This window comes from Pseudarthrobacter leeuwenhoeki (assembly GCF_055412885.1).
On the sequence record NZ_JBVAYY010000003.1, the window covers coordinates 257837 to 271491 of the forward strand.

The window sequence follows — 13655 nt, forward strand, 5'->3', positions numbered from 1 at the left end:
GGGCCGCTCTGCGGCTTAGGCTTGAAGCCATGACCCGCATCATCGAGTTCAGCGGCACCATCCTCACCGGCCCCGACACGGAACGCCGCGGGCTCTGGTCGGTGGACGGCCTGCTGACCTTCGACCGTCCGGCCGCCGCCCCGGACCTCGTGCTGGACGGCTGGGTCATCCCCGGGCTGGTCGACGCGCACTGCCACATCGGCCTCGGCCCCGGCGGGGATGTCCCGGCCGCGGTGGCGGAGGGGCAGGCCCGGACCGACCGCGACGCCGGAACGCTGCTCGTCCGTGACGCCGGCGCCGTCCACGACACCCGCCGGCTCGCCCAGCGCGCCGACATGCCCCGCATCATCCGCTCGGGCCGGCACATCGCCAGGACCAGGCGGTACCTCCGGGGCTTCGCCGTCGAGGTGGAACCCGAGGGCCTGGTCGAGGCCGTGCGCCAGCAGGCCCGCGCCGGCGACGGCTGGGTCAAGCTCGTCGGGGACTGGATCGACCGCGGCGCCGGCGGCCTCGCTGCGAGCTTCCCTGCCGGGACGCTGAAAGACGCCGTCGCGGCCGCCCACGACGAAGGCGCCCGCGTGACGGCACACTGCTTCGCCGAGGACACGCTCGATGACATGCTCGACGCCGGGATCGACTGCATCGAACACGCCACGGGCCTGCTGCCTCGACACCTGCCGCGTTTCCTCGAACAGGGCGTGCCGATCGTCCCCACGCTCATCAACATCGCCACGTTCCCGGAGATTGCCGCGCAGGCCCAGGCCAGGTTCCCGCGGTATGCAGCGCACATGCGGTCCCTCTGGGAGCGCCGGGCAGAGCGTGTCCTGGCAGCCTTCGAGGCCGGCGTCACGATCTACGCCGGGACGGACGCCGGCAGCGTGATCAAACACGGTCGCATCGTCGACGAACTCCAGGCGCTGCATGCCGCCGGGCTCCCCGCCCCGGCGGCCCTCGACGCCGGGGCCTGGGCCGCCCGGAACTGGCTGGGGGCGGACGGGATCACCAGCGGTGCCAGCGCCGACGTCCTGGTCTGCGCCGCGGACCCCCGCTCCGACCTGGCCGTCCTGCAGGACCTCCGGAACATCGTGCTGCGCGGGGAACCGGTCCGCTAGTACCACCCCGGCCCATAAGGAATAATTGAAGCTTCAAGTAAGTTGACCCTGTGAGAGTCACCGACGGTCGGTGGCCACTGAAGCACCGGAGCGATCACATGACTGCAGAAACCAGCACCCAGGATCTTCTTCCCGCCGACCTCACCATGGGCACCGTGATGCTCAAGGTCGGCAACATGAAGCTCATGACGGACTACTACCAGCGCGCCCTGGGCCTTGGCGTCGTGGCCGAGCAGGACGGCGGACTCTACCTCGGCCGCCGGCAGAAGCCGCTGGTGCACCTCGCGCCGGCGCCCGGGCTCAGCGTCCCGTCCCGCGGCGAGGCCGGACTCTTCCACACGGCCCTGCTGTTCGAGGACCAGCCGTCCCTCGCCGCCACGGTTGCCAGCGCGGCCCGGTACGAGCCGCAGTCCTTCAGCGGCAGCGCGGACCACCTCGTCAGCGAAGCCTTCTACTTCACCGATCCGGAGGGCAACGGCATCGAGCTCTACTGGGACCGTCCGCGCGACGCCTGGTCCTGGGAGGGCACAAACGTGGTGATGGACAGCCTGGCCCTGCCGCCGCAGCGCTACCTCGAGCAGCACCTCACCGGGGAATCCGTGGCCGGGCAGCGGGAGGCCCGGGCCGGCGTCGGGCACGTCCACCTGCAGGTCGGCGACGTCCAGTCCGCGCAGGATTTCTACGTTGGAACACTCGGGTTCGACAAGACGGCGGGCTGGCACGGACAGGCCCTGTTCGTCTCGGCCGGCGGCTACCACCACCACATGGCCATGAACGTCTGGAACAGCCGTGGCGCCGGCCCGCGCCGGGACACCCTGGGCCTCGGCGAGGTGCTGATCGAGGTGCCGGCAGGGGACGACGTCGGGGCCCTCGCCGACCGTCTTAGGACCGCCGGGGTCCCGTCCCACCACACCGGCGCCGAACTGCGCTTCGAGGACCCGTGGCGCAACCGCATCCGCGTCGCCGTTCGCTGAGTGCCCGATGCTCCAGGCGCCGGCACCCGGTTCGCCGCGTTCCGCCTCCTGCCGGTGGAGCCCGCGTGAGGCGCAACTGCCCGCATTCAGGGCCTGGGGTTCTTGCCCCGCCCGTGTTATTTCACCCGGCGGTCCCCCGTACCGCTGCTGTCCAGCCCCAGGGACATGTCCAGCGCAGGGGACAGCGAATGGACATTGAGGCTGTATGTCCATTGGTGCGGGTCCGGGGAGAGCATGTCCACCGCGGCGGGGCGGGGCGGGCGGGGCGAGGCGGGCAGGGCGCGACGGGGAGGGCGGGACGGGCGCGACGGGGAGGGCGGGGGACATGTCCATTCCCCGCTGACAGGACCGCGGGGCATGTCCGCCGGTGCCGGCCAAGGATGGACATGGTGGCTTCCTGTCCACCCGTCACAGTCAGGGGAGGGCATGTCCAGCCTGAGTGCCCGCCGGGCCGGAGCGGTTAGGCTGAAGTGACGCCAGAAAAACAGCGGCCCAGCGCCGCCGGACAGCTAAGGACGAGCCCCATGGGATTCACCGAAGTCTTTGTTTCCACCCACGATGAAGCCCTCAAGCGTGCTGCCGCCCTCGACGGCGGGGCCGCCGCGGCCTCCGGGGCCGTCCGGATGACGGACATCACCGACTTCGAAGTCGAGCGCCTGGGCGACCTGGCAGGCATTGCCGTCCACGCCTCCGGCGCCGACTACGAGCTCGCCATGGTGGACGTCGCCAGCGACTCACTGCTCGGGGTGCCGCCGGCGATGGTCCGGGCCCTCGCCGAGCTGCTCAGCTATGAGACCGAGGGCGAGGGTAACGTCCTGGAGGACGTCGCCGAAAGCTGGGCCGCCGAAGAGGACATGCCCTTCGGGGCGGAGCAGGCCGCACGCTTCGTCCGGCAGCTCGCCGATCTGGCCGCCGAGGTCGATCCCGCCAGCAAATCCGGCCTCTACGTCTGGACGTCCTGACCCACTTCGGCCCCGAAATGGACCGGTTGCGGGTGTCAAGTCGAATTCCTGCCGCTGATCTGGCACAATAAACAGGTACTTGATCTGCGTGGCCCCTCTCTCCGCGTCCGGATCTTGTCCTTTTAGAACCCCCTAGTATGGCCCGCCCCACGGGTGCAGAACGCCGGGCTCGACCCCGTTTCAGAAACAGGAGTGACCACAACAGTGGCCGTAAAGATTCGCCTTAAGCGCTTTGGCAAGATGCGCGCACCGTACTACCGCATCGTCGTCATGGACGCACGCTCCAAGCGTGACGGCCGTGCCATCGAAGAGATCGGCAAGTACCACCCGACCGAAGAGCCCTCGTACATCGAGGTCGACACGGACCGTGCCCAGTACTGGCTCGGCGTCGGCGCACAGCCGTCCGAGCAGGTTGCCGCGATCCTCAAGATCACCGGTGACTGGCAGAAGTTCAAGGGTCTCCCGGGCCAGGAGGGCACCTTGAAGACCAAGGCTCCCAAGGCTCCCTTCGTAACCCCGGAAAAGGGTTCCGTGATCATCCCGGAAGCCATCACCAAGAAGGCCAAGAAGGACGATGCAGCCGAGGCTCCCGCCGACGCCGAAGCAGAGACCACCGAGGCCAAGTAAATTGCTGGCAGAAGCGCTCGAACACCTCGTCCGCGGGATCGTTGACAGTCCTGACGATGTCAAGGTCAGTGCGAAGAACAACCGCCGCGGGGACACCCTCGAAGTGCGCGTTCATCAGGACGACCTCGGACGGGTGATCGGCCGCCAGGGCCGCACCGCACGCGCTTTGCGCACTGTGGTGGCAGCACTGGCGGATGGCGAGCCGGTCAGGGTCGACGTCGTCGACACCGACCGCCGCCGGTAACGCTTCCAGCAACACTTGTCTTGAGTCCGGCCCCTTCACCAGATAATGGTGGAGGGGCCGGACTGTTTTCCCCCGCACCCCCCACACACCAACCCCGAACAGAGGAACAGATGCAGCTTCAGGTGGCACGAATCGGCAAGCCCCACGGCATCCGCGGCGAAGTGACCGTCCAGGTGCTCACCGACGCGCCCGGGGACCGTTTCGTTCCGGGCACCCAGTTCGTGGTGGAGCCGGCGTCGGCGGGCCCGCTCACCATCCTCAGCGCCCGCTGGAACAAGGACATCCTGCTGCTCGCCTTCGAGGAGATCGAGACCCGCAACGAGGCGGAGACGGTCCGCGGAGCCAAGCTGTTCATCGAAACAGCGGAACTCGACGCCGAGGACGACGACGAGGGCTGGTACGAGCACGAGCTCGAGGGCCTGGAGGTCCGCGTCGGTGACCAGGTGGTCGGCAAGGTCTCCGGCCTCCGCACCCTCCCGGTCCAGGACCTGCTGGTCGTCACCGCCACGGACGGCGGGGAAGTCCTGATCCCCTTCGTCGAGCAGATCGTCCCCGAGGTCAACGTGGGGGAAGGCTACATCCTGCTCACCCCGCCGCCGGGACTCTTCGAGGTCAATGTCGAGGACGAGGCCAAGTCCGGGGATACGCTGGCTGCGGATATGCCGTCCGGCGACACGCCGGCGTCCGCTGCAGCTGGCGCCGAAGACCGTGCCAGCGACGAAGACAGTGCGGGCGACGAAGGCCGCGCCGACACCGGGGACAAGGCCTAAATGAGGGTCGACGTCGTCAGCATCTTCCCCGAGTACCTGGCGCCGCTGGAACTGTCGCTGATTGGCAAGGCGCGCCAGGACGGTCTGCTGGAGCTCAACGTCCACGATCTCAGGGCCTTCACCACGGACCGCCATCGGACCGTCGATGACACCCCGTACGGCGGCGGCGCCGGCATGGTCATGAAACCCGAGCCCTGGGCCCAGGCCCTGGCCGCCGTCGCGGCGGACCGCCCCGGCGACGGGGCCGGGCCGGTCCTGATTGTGCCGTCACCGGCGGGGGAGCGGTTCACCCAGGCCACCGCCCACGAACTCGCCGGGGAAGAGCGGCTGGTATTCGCCTGCGGGCGCTACGAGGGCATCGATGAGCGCGTCATGGAATGGGCGGCCGGGCATTTCACCGTGCGGCCCATGAGCCTGGGCGACTACGTCCTCAACGGCGGCGAAGTGGCCGTGCTGGCGATGGTGGAGGCCATCGGGCGCCTGCTGCCCGGCGTCGTGGGCAACCCTGAGTCTCTCGTGGAAGAGTCGCACTCGGACGGGCTGCTGGAGTACCCCGTCTACACCAAGCCCTCGAGCTGGCGGGACCGCGAGGTCCCCGCGGTACTGCTTAGCGGCAACCACGGCAAGGTCGCCCAGTGGCGCCGGCACGAGCAGTACCGGCGCACCGCTGAACGCCGCCCGGACCTGCTGGAGCACTTCGACGCCGCCAAGCTGCCCCGCGCGGACCGCACGGCCTTCGCGGACCTCGGCTACGACATCGTCGACGGCCATCTCGAGCGCCGCGCGGACGCCGGCGGGGGTTCTGCCTGACCGGATTGGCTGGACGGCCCCTGATGTGGCAAAATTAGTCCTTGTGCCTGCTGGGTGCGAACCTGCCACAGGGGGAGCGTCACCAACAGCGCGGCACCCCGGTCCCGTCAATTCCTGGCGGAGCCGGATTCACAAATTTTCGGCGGGAATTTCCGGGTTGCAGTTTCGCCCGGGCTTGGCCGCCGTGACCCCACGTGAAGGACCTGTGGCGTTCACCAGGAGTGAATCAATGCATATCCTCGATTCAGTAGACGCAGCCTCGCTGCGCACCGATGTTCCCGTCTTCCGCGCGGGTGACACCCTCAAGGTTCACGTGAACATCATCGAAGGCAAGAACTCCCGCGTCCAGGTCTTCCAGGGCTTCGTCCTGGGCCGCCACGGCGACGGCCTGCGCGAAACCTTCACCATCCGCAAGGTCTCCTTCGGTGTTGGCGTGGAGCGTACCTTCCCGGTGCACTCCCCGATCATCGAGAAGATCGAGCTCGTCTCCAAGGGTGACGTGCGCCGTGCCAAGCTCTACTACATGCGCGATCTGCGCGGCAAGGCTGCGAAGATCAAGGAAAAGCGCGACTTCCAGACCAAGAAGTAGTCCTTTCCGACTTCAACCGCAGGCTTCCACCGCGGGTCCACGGACCGTGTCCGGCCAGCGCCGGAGCATCCGCAACAGCGCTGTTCAGTTGAGAAAAGCGTTAGAGGATACGGATCATGGAACACACAAAACGCCAGCCCAGGAAACTCGGCTGGCGTTTTGTGTTGCTGGCCGTGGTGCTGGCTGTGCTCATCAGCGGCCTGGTCCGCTCCTTGTGGCTCGATGTCTACTACATCCCCTCCGCCTCGATGGAGCCGATGTTCCGCGAGGGCGACAGGATCCTCGTCTCGCGCACGGACTTCCGCGCCGAGCCGGTGGGCCGCAGCGACATTGTCGTCTTCGACGGCCGCGGCTCCTTCGCCCCGCTGGACAGCGGCAACGGCCCGGTCCTGGACTTTCTGAGCGGCGTCGGGCACTGGGCCGGCCTCTCCGGCGCCGACACGGCCTACATCAAGCGCGTCATCGGGCTCCCCGGTGACCACGTGGTCTGCTGCGACGCCGGCGGCAGGCTCACAGTCAACGGCCAGCAAGCTGCGGAACCCTATCTCTATGAGGGTGACTCCCCAAGCGAGCTGAAATTCAGCGTGATCGTGCCTGCCGGGCGGCTCTGGCTGATGGGGGACCACCGCTCCCTGTCGGCCGACTCCCGCAGTCTTCTCGGAGCCCCCGGCGGAGGCATGGTGCCGCTGGACCGGGTGATCGGCAGACCCGTCCAGATCATCTGGCCGATTGATAGATTTACAGCAGTAGGACGGCCCGCGGAGGCCGCCAAAACAACAGCGAAGAACGGACAGTAGATGCCCGAGACCGGACCCCGGACTCCAGATCCGCAGGGGCAGGACCAGCCCCGGGCCGCCTCCTCAGCCGTCCCCGCCGCAGGGCACCCTGCCGTGCCGGACGGCCGCGCGGAGCATGGGTCCACAGGCAGTGGGGCCCACGCGGAAACCCGGTCGAAGCAAGCGCGCCGGGCGAAGTCCCGGGAGCGCCACAGCCCGCTGTTCCTCTGGGCGAAGGAAGTGGCCACCGTGGTGCTGGTCGCCATCGTGCTGTCCTTCCTGATCAAAACCTTCCTGTTCCGGGCCTTCTACATCCCCTCGGAGTCCATGGTCAACACCCTGGACGTGAACGACCGCATCTTCGTGAACCTCCTGGTCCCGGAACCGTTCGCCCTGGAGCACGGCGACGTCGTCGTGTTCAGGGACACCCAGGGCTGGCTGGTTCCCACGGCGGAGAAGGAAACGGGCCCCTTCACCTGGGTGCAGGGCGGGCTGGCGTTCATTGGCCTGCTCCCGGACACCTCCCAGCAGCACCTCGTCAAGCGCGTCGTGGGCCTGCCCGGGGACCGCGTGGCCTGCTGCGACGCCGGCGGCAGGCTCACGGTCAACGGCACCCCCCTGGAGGAGCCCTACATCAACCCCGCCGAAGCGCCCCAGGCCCGCGACTTCGACATCGTGGTTCCCGAAGGGAAGGTCTGGGTCATGGGTGACAACCGGAACCATTCCGCCGATTCGCGCGCCCACACGGACAGCAACGGCGGCTTCGTCGACATCGCCGACATCGAAGGCAAGGCCGCCGTCATCGCCTGGCCGCTGAACCGCATCACCGCCCTCGACAACTACCCGGACGTCTTCCGTGACGTGCCCGACCCGGCCGGAAAGTAGCGGCTGACGTTATGTCCGAGGCCCCCACTCTCGACTACGAGCGGCGCTTCCGCAGCTCCGGCGCCCGGCTCGTCGCCGGCGTCGACGAGGTGGGCCGCGGCGCCCTCGCGGGGCCCGTCAGCGTGGGAATCGCCGTGGTGGACCTCCAGTCGCAGACGCTGCTGGCCGACGTGCGGGACAGCAAGCTGCTCAAAGTGGCGGACCGCGAACGCCTGGTTCCGCTCGTCCGGAGCTGGAGTGTAGCCTCGGCCGTCGGGCATGCCTCCGCGCAGGAGATCGACGCCCTCGGCATTATCGCCGCGCTCCGGCTCGCCGGAAACCGCGCCTGGCTCGCGGTCCTGGCCGGCGGGGTGATCCCGGACGTCGTGCTGCTGGACGGCAGCCACAACTGGCTTTCGCCCGCGGCCCAGCCGTCCCTGTTCGACGACGGCCCGGCGGAGCCCGGCTGCGACGCGCCGGTGCACACGCTGGTCAAGGCGGACATGCAGTGCCTGAGCGTCGCCGCGGCGTCCATTCTGGCCAAGGTCGAACGCGACTCCATGATGCGCGAGCTGCACCACGAATACCCGGCCTTCGGGTGGGACGTGAACAAGGGCTACGGCACCGCCGTGCACAAGGAGGCGCTCCGCGCCGCCGGGACCACGCCGTACCACCGCGTGAGCTGGCAGCTGCTCGCGGACTGACGTCCGCGCCCGTCCCGCCCGGACGGCACCGGCGCCAGGGGTGGCGCGGGACGGACTGTGGCGCACGGGGTGCGCCGGATGGTGCAAGATGGAACCATGAGTGCCGAGGACCTGGAAAACTATGAGACCGACATGGAGCTGCAGCTCTACCGCGAGTACCGCGACGTTGTCGGGCTGTTCAGCTATGTGGTCGAGACCGAACGGCGCTTCTATCTGGCCAACCACGTCGACCTGCAGGCCCGCAGCGCCGACGGCGAGGTCTACTTCGACCTGACGCTGCAGGACGCCTGGGTCTGGGACGTCTACCGCTCCGCCCGCTTCGTCAAAAGCGTCCGCGTGATCACCTTCAAGGACGTCAACGTCGAAGAGCTCCCGCGCAGCGAGGAACTCGCCCTGCCCAAGACCGGGGACCTCGGGAACTGACCCGGCTGACCCGCCGGCCGGCTGTTCGAGCTCCCGGAGAAACTCACCACTGCTGGCGTGCAGTTGCCTGAGGCCGGGTGTTGTCGTGCTGAGTGTGGCCGAGTCCGCGTCCTTGCTGATGTCCCGAAAGCGAAGCACCATCTCCGGATGGCCATGTGTGTTGCCCCCGGTATGAGTCCAGGCACCGCAGGGCCAGGCACCGCAGGGCCAGGCACTCGCCAGCGGCGTCATTGTGCCCGTCGCACCACGGCCCACAAGCTGACTTCGTTGTTATGTTCGTCCTCCTGAACTGGTGATGGTGTCCGCCGGATGCCCTGGTGGCTGCCGAAGCCTGTTGGCTGGGGCGTTGCCCTGACAATGTGTGGCGTTCCGTGTCGCTGACCCGGAACGCCGGGTGTCTGATTGGCCGGTTCTTGCCGGAAGTTTTCCACATAGCGCCCCCGGCGCCTGTGCCAGGCCTTCACCGCGGCGCAGGCTGGGTTCATGAGAGCTAAAGACGTGCTGGGCCGGCGCGGGGAGGAACTCGCGGCCGGTTACCTGAAAGCCCAGGGCATGCGGATCGTGGACCGCAACTGGCGGTGTTCCGAGGGTGAAATCGACATAGTCGCGCTCGACGGCGACACCTTGGTCATCGCCGAAGTGAAGACACGCAAGTCCCTCGCGTACGGGCATCCGTTCGAAGCCGTCGGCGTGGACAAGCTGGCCCGGCTCCACCGGCTGGCCTCCGCATGGTGCCGTGTCCATGAACTCCGCATGCCGCTGCACCGGGTCGACGTGATCGCCGTGCTCGACGACGGCGGCGGCGCACCCGCCGTGGAACACCTCAAAGGGGTGGCGTAGATGGCACTCGGCCGGACCTACGCGGTAGCCCTTGTGGGCCTGAACGGCTACATCGTCGAGGTGGAGGCGGACATCGGCCAGACGCTCCCGGCCTTCGTCATTCTGGGGCTTCCCGATGCTTCGCTCAACGAGGCCAGGGAACGGATCCGTTCGGCCGCCCAGAACTCCGGGATTCCCCTGAGCCGCCGGAAAATCACAGCCAACCTCATCCCGGCGTCGTTGCCCAAACGCGGCTCCGGGTTCGATCTTGCCATCGCCATGGCCGCACTGCTGGCCTCCAACGATGTCCGCTCCACCGGCCGGACGGTGTTCATCGCCGAGCTGGGCCTGGACGGCAGGCTGCGCCCGGTCCGCGGCGTTCTCCCCGCCGTCATGGCCGCGGTACGGGCAGGCTACGCCGACGTCGTCGTGGCCCAGGCAAACGCTGCCGAGGCCGGGCTCGTGCCCGGTGCCCGTATACAGGGATACTCCACGCTGGCTCGCCTGGCCTTCGATTTCGGCGCCGATCCGCAGGACCTGGCCCTCGACGTCGACCCGGCCCCTGACCCTGACGAACCCGGGGCCGGAGCCGACGCGCTGTCCTTTCCGCCGCCGGACATGCGCGACGTCTCCGGGCAGGGGGACGCCCGGCGGGCACTGGAAGTCGCCGCCGCCGGCGCCCACCATCTGCTGCTGACAGGTCCTCCGGGCGCAGGAAAAACGATGCTGGCGGAACGGCTTCCCGGGCTCCTGCCGGACCTCGGTGACGCAGAGGCCATGGAAGTGACCGCCATCCATTCGCTCTGCTCGCTGACCTCAGCCTCGCTTCAACTCGTGCGCAGGCCCCCGTACGAGAACCCGCATCATACGGCCACCTCCGCGGCGATCATCGGAGGTGGCTCGGGGTTGCCGAGGCCCGGCGCCGCATCCCGGGCCCACCGCGGCGTGCTGTTCCTCGATGAGGCCCCGGAATACGAGCGCAGGGTCCTGGATGCGCTCCGGCAGCCGCTGGAGAGTGGGGAGCTCGTGCTGCACCGTGCGGCAGGAACAGCGGCGTACCCTGCCCGGTTCCAGCTCGTGCTCGCGGCCAACCCATGCCCCTGTGGCAAGGCCACGGGCAAAGGCGTCGACTGCATCTGCACCCCGACAATGCGACGGCGGTATCTGGCCCGCCTGTCCGGCCCGCTGCTGGACAGGGTCGACATCCAGCTGCAGGTTGAGCGGGTGTCGCTCGCCGACTTTGGACTGCCAGGGGCCGAGGAGGACACCGCCACCATTGCGGCCCGCGTCCGCGCTGCACGGCAGCGCCAGCTCGAGCGGCTTCTCCCCTTCGGCATGGAAACCAACGCCCAGGTCCCGGGGCGCGTCCTCCGGGGCGTCCTGCGGCTCGGCGCCCCCACCACCCGCATCCTGGACCACGCCATGGAACGCGGCGCGCTGACCGCCCGCGGCTACGACCGGGTGCTGCGCCTGGCCTGGACCCTGGCCGACCTGGGACTGCGGGACGTCCCGGAGCCGGACGATATTGGACTGGCCCTCAGTCTTCGGCAGGCAGCAGCCGCCGCCTAGCAGGACATTCCGCCGACGCCGCCGCAGGAGTGGGGCGCCATCACTTACCGCCAGCCTGCGAAAGGACAACACCATGACAGAGAGTGAACGGACCGCGCGGGCAGCGCTTTCCCGGCTGTTTGAGCCGCAGGACGCTGCCGCCCTCGCGCTCGTCCGCCTTGCCGGGGCGCAGGACGCGCTGAGGATCGCCACCGGTCAGCTGGCCGCCGGAGCTGAGCTGGAACGGGAGATCTTCCAGCTGCTGGACGAGAACAGCACGGGCAGCGGCTGGACGGGCCTGGCGACAGCCCGGCAGCGCTGGGTACCGAGGGTCCCTGATCTGGCTCCGGCACGGGACCTCGCCACGATGCAGCGGCTCGGCGGTCGCCTGATCATCCCTTCGGACGACGCGTGGCCCCGCCAGCTGGCGGACCTCGGACTCCAGGAACCGATCTGCCTGTGGTGGCGCGGCATCGAGCAGGAGCTGCCTGCGCCCGCCAGATCCATTGCGCTGGTTGGTTCCAGGGACAGCACCTCCTATGGCGCCTCCGTCACTGGCGACCTGGCGTATTCGCTCGCACAGCGGGGATTCACGATCATCTCGGGCGGCGCCTACGGAATCGATGCGCACGCCCACCGGGCAGCCCTCGCCGGCAACTCCTCCGGCAACATGCCCACCATCGCCGTGATGGCAGGGGGAGTGGACCGCTTCTACCCGTCCGGCAACGAGGACCTGCTCAGGACGGTTGCGAACCAGGGCGCGGTCCTGGCCGAAGTCCCGCCGGGCTCCGCGCCGACGCGGTACAGGTTTCTGCAGCGCAACCGTCTCATCGCCGCCCTGGCCTCCGTCACGGTCGTCGTGGAGGCACGATGGAGATCGGGGGCGCTGAACACGGCGCATCACGCGGAAACGCTGGGCAGAGCCGTCGGGGCAGTGCCTGGGTCAGTGCACAGCGCCAACTCCGCGGGCTGCCACCGGCTGCTCCGGGAAGGAGGGGCGGTCTGCGTCACCGACGCGGGGGAGATCGCGGAGCTCGCCTCGCCCAGCGGCGAATCGCTGCCCGAGGTCAAGACCGGCCGGACGGCAGTCCAGGACGGGCTGACCCTGGAGGACCTGATCCTGCTGGACGCCCTGCCATTGCGGGCCACCACCTCGGTCGAAAAGCTCACCACCGTCGCGGGACTCTCCGCGGATTCCGTCCGCGCCGGCCTGGGCCGGCTCGGGCTGCTGGGCCTGGCCGAATCGCACCGCGGCGGCTGGAAACGCTCCGGAACGGCAGGCTGACCGGCCGCCGGCTTCCGGCGGTGGCCGACGGCGGCAGGTCCCGGGCCGGCACCAGACCCGCGGCTCGCCGCCGGGCTCCTTGATCGCCGGGCGATTCCTGCGAGAGTAAGGGGGTGTCCACACCGCAGATCCCCGCCGCACTGGCCGCGGCCGCCCAGGGTTTCGGCCGCTACCTGGAGGCGGAACGCGGGCGATCGCCCCACACGGTGCGCGCCTACCTCTCCGACGTCGGAAGCCTCCTGGGGTACGCGGCCACCGAAGGGGTGGAAGAGCTCGCGGGGCTGGAACTTGGCACCCTGCGGCGCTGGCTCGGCGCGCAGAGCGAAGGCGGAATGTCCCGCGCCACGCTGGCCCGCCGCTCCGCCACCGCCCGGGCTTTTACCGCCTGGGCCATCCGGGAGGAACTGCTCGACACGGACCCCGCCCTGCGGCTGAAGGCGCCGAAGCGGGAAAAGTCGCTGCCCGGAGTGCTGCATCAGCAGCAGGTTCTTCGGCTCGTTGAAGGCGCGGAATCGGCGGCCGCCGAGGGCGGTCCCCTGCCGCTGCGGGACCGCGCCATGGTTGAGCTGCTGTACGCCACCGGGATCCGGGTCGGCGAGCTGGCCGGCCTCGACATGGACGACCTCGATCCCGACCGTAGGACCCTGCGGGTGCTCGGAAAGGGCAACAAGGAACGCACCGTGCCCTACGGCCTGCCCGCTGCGCTCGCCGTCGACGACTGGCTGCGCCGGGGCCGGCCCGCCCTCGCCGCAGACACCTCCGGCCCGGCACTCTTCCTCGGTGCCCGCGGCAGGCGCGTGGACCAGCGGCAGGTCCGCAGTGTCGTCCACGATCTGCTGGAAGCCCTGGGGGACACCGCCGCCACCGGTCCGCACGCCCTGCGGCATTCCGCCGCAACCCACCTGCTCGACGGCGGGGCTGACCTCCGGGCGGTGCAGGAAATCCTGGGCCACAGCAGCCTGGCCACCACCCAGATCTACACCCATGTCTCCGTCGAGAGGCTCCGCCAGAGCTACCAGCAGGCCCATCCCCGGGCCTAAGCCTTGATCCACCGATCCGCGGTTGGTCCTGACTGATTGTCGGGGGTGGCCGTGGTTTTGGTTGCGGGCATGGCGGGTTGTCGGCCTCGCTGCCGGTAGCGTTCCACT

The 13655-nt window shown here is 69.1% G+C and carries 16 protein-coding genes; all 16 read left to right on the forward strand.

Annotated features, from left to right (window positions below):
* Positions 1-29 precede the first annotated feature (29 nt).
* The 16 genes from ACZYX4_RS04220 (at position 30) to ACZYX4_RS04295 (ending at position 13547) form a co-directional block, all read left to right on the forward strand.
* Positions 30-1112, forward strand: coding sequence for an amidohydrolase family protein (locus tag ACZYX4_RS04220; protein WP_463873923.1), 1083 nt, complete (start codon positions 30-32; stop codon positions 1110-1112).
* 98 nt (positions 1113-1210) lie between these two features.
* The gene (locus ACZYX4_RS04225) at positions 1211-2086 is read left to right on the forward strand and encodes a VOC family protein (protein WP_463873924.1); all 876 of its coding nucleotides are present in this window, start codon (positions 1211-1213) and stop codon (positions 2084-2086) included.
* Positions 2087-2610: 524 nt separating this feature from the next.
* The gene (locus ACZYX4_RS04230; RefSeq protein ID WP_463873925.1) at positions 2611-3048 is read left to right on the forward strand and encodes a hypothetical protein; all 438 of its coding nucleotides are present in this window, start codon (positions 2611-2613) and stop codon (positions 3046-3048) included.
* Between the two features lie 204 nt (positions 3049-3252).
* Positions 3253-3675, forward strand: coding sequence for a 30S ribosomal protein S16 (gene rpsP, locus ACZYX4_RS04235; RefSeq protein WP_463873927.1), 423 nt, complete (start codon positions 3253-3255; stop codon positions 3673-3675).
* A gap of 1 nt (position 3676) precedes the next feature.
* Complete coding sequence (locus ACZYX4_RS04240; RefSeq protein ID WP_224046810.1) at positions 3677-3919, forward strand: RNA-binding protein; 243 nt, start codon at positions 3677-3679, stop codon at positions 3917-3919.
* A gap of 110 nt (positions 3920-4029) precedes the next feature.
* Positions 4030-4689: a ribosome maturation factor RimM gene (gene rimM / locus ACZYX4_RS04245; protein ID WP_463873928.1), complete on the forward strand. Its 660-nt coding sequence runs from the start codon at positions 4030-4032 to the stop codon at positions 4687-4689.
* Complete coding sequence (gene trmD, locus ACZYX4_RS04250; protein WP_463873930.1) at positions 4690-5499, forward strand: tRNA (guanosine(37)-N1)-methyltransferase TrmD; 810 nt, start codon at positions 4690-4692, stop codon at positions 5497-5499.
* A gap of 229 nt (positions 5500-5728) precedes the next feature.
* Complete coding sequence (gene rplS, locus ACZYX4_RS04255) at positions 5729-6088, forward strand: 50S ribosomal protein L19 (protein WP_463873931.1); 360 nt, start codon at positions 5729-5731, stop codon at positions 6086-6088.
* Between the two features lie 116 nt (positions 6089-6204).
* On the forward strand, positions 6205-6885 hold the full coding sequence (gene lepB / locus ACZYX4_RS04260) for a signal peptidase I (RefSeq protein WP_463873933.1): 681 nt from the start codon (positions 6205-6207) through the stop codon (positions 6883-6885).
* Positions 6886-7749, forward strand: coding sequence for a signal peptidase I (gene lepB, locus ACZYX4_RS04265; RefSeq protein ID WP_463873934.1), 864 nt, complete (start codon positions 6886-6888; stop codon positions 7747-7749).
* 11 nt (positions 7750-7760) lie between these two features.
* A complete protein-coding gene (locus ACZYX4_RS04270; RefSeq protein ID WP_463873935.1) occupies positions 7761-8432 on the forward strand; it encodes a ribonuclease HII in 672 nt (223 codons plus the stop codon).
* A gap of 96 nt (positions 8433-8528) precedes the next feature.
* Positions 8529-8855, forward strand: a complete 327-nt coding sequence (locus ACZYX4_RS04275; RefSeq protein WP_463873936.1) for a DUF2469 domain-containing protein — start codon at positions 8529-8531, stop codon at positions 8853-8855.
* Positions 8856-9338: 483 nt separating this feature from the next.
* Entirely contained in the window at positions 9339-9695 is a 357-nt protein-coding gene (locus ACZYX4_RS04280) for a YraN family protein (RefSeq protein WP_463873938.1), read from the forward strand.
* On the forward strand, positions 9696-11243 hold the full coding sequence (locus ACZYX4_RS04285) for a YifB family Mg chelatase-like AAA ATPase (RefSeq protein WP_463873939.1): 1548 nt from the start codon (positions 9696-9698) through the stop codon (positions 11241-11243).
* 73 nt (positions 11244-11316) lie between these two features.
* On the forward strand, positions 11317-12507 hold the full coding sequence (gene dprA, locus ACZYX4_RS04290) for a DNA-processing protein DprA (protein ID WP_463873940.1): 1191 nt from the start codon (positions 11317-11319) through the stop codon (positions 12505-12507).
* Between the two features lie 113 nt (positions 12508-12620).
* Entirely contained in the window at positions 12621-13547 is a 927-nt protein-coding gene (locus ACZYX4_RS04295) for a tyrosine recombinase XerC (RefSeq protein ID WP_463873942.1), read from the forward strand.
* The last annotated feature ends 108 nt before the right edge of the window (positions 13548-13655 follow it).

Coding starts and splice junctions, on each gene's coding strand:
- ACZYX4_RS04220 (WP_463873923.1), top strand. CDS start 30: ATGACCCGCATCATCGAGTTCAGCGGCACCATCCTCACCGGCCCCGAC.
- ACZYX4_RS04225 (WP_463873924.1), top strand. CDS start 1,211: ATGACTGCAGAAACCAGCACCCAGGATCTTCTTCCCGCCGACCTCACC.
- ACZYX4_RS04230 (WP_463873925.1), top strand. CDS start 2,611: ATGGGATTCACCGAAGTCTTTGTTTCCACCCACGATGAAGCCCTCAAG.
- rimM (WP_463873928.1), top strand. CDS start 4,030: ATGCAGCTTCAGGTGGCACGAATCGGCAAGCCCCACGGCATCCGCGGC.
- trmD (WP_463873930.1), top strand. CDS start 4,690: ATGAGGGTCGACGTCGTCAGCATCTTCCCCGAGTACCTGGCGCCGCTG.
- rplS (WP_463873931.1), top strand. CDS start 5,729: ATGCATATCCTCGATTCAGTAGACGCAGCCTCGCTGCGCACCGATGTT.
- lepB (WP_463873933.1), top strand. CDS start 6,205: ATGGAACACACAAAACGCCAGCCCAGGAAACTCGGCTGGCGTTTTGTG.
- lepB (WP_463873934.1), top strand. CDS start 6,886: ATGCCCGAGACCGGACCCCGGACTCCAGATCCGCAGGGGCAGGACCAG.
- ACZYX4_RS04270 (WP_463873935.1), top strand. CDS start 7,761: ATGTCCGAGGCCCCCACTCTCGACTACGAGCGGCGCTTCCGCAGCTCC.
- ACZYX4_RS04275 (WP_463873936.1), top strand. CDS start 8,529: ATGAGTGCCGAGGACCTGGAAAACTATGAGACCGACATGGAGCTGCAG.
- ACZYX4_RS04280 (WP_463873938.1), top strand. CDS start 9,339: ATGAGAGCTAAAGACGTGCTGGGCCGGCGCGGGGAGGAACTCGCGGCC.
- ACZYX4_RS04285 (WP_463873939.1), top strand. CDS start 9,696: ATGGCACTCGGCCGGACCTACGCGGTAGCCCTTGTGGGCCTGAACGGC.
- dprA (WP_463873940.1), top strand. CDS start 11,317: ATGACAGAGAGTGAACGGACCGCGCGGGCAGCGCTTTCCCGGCTGTTT.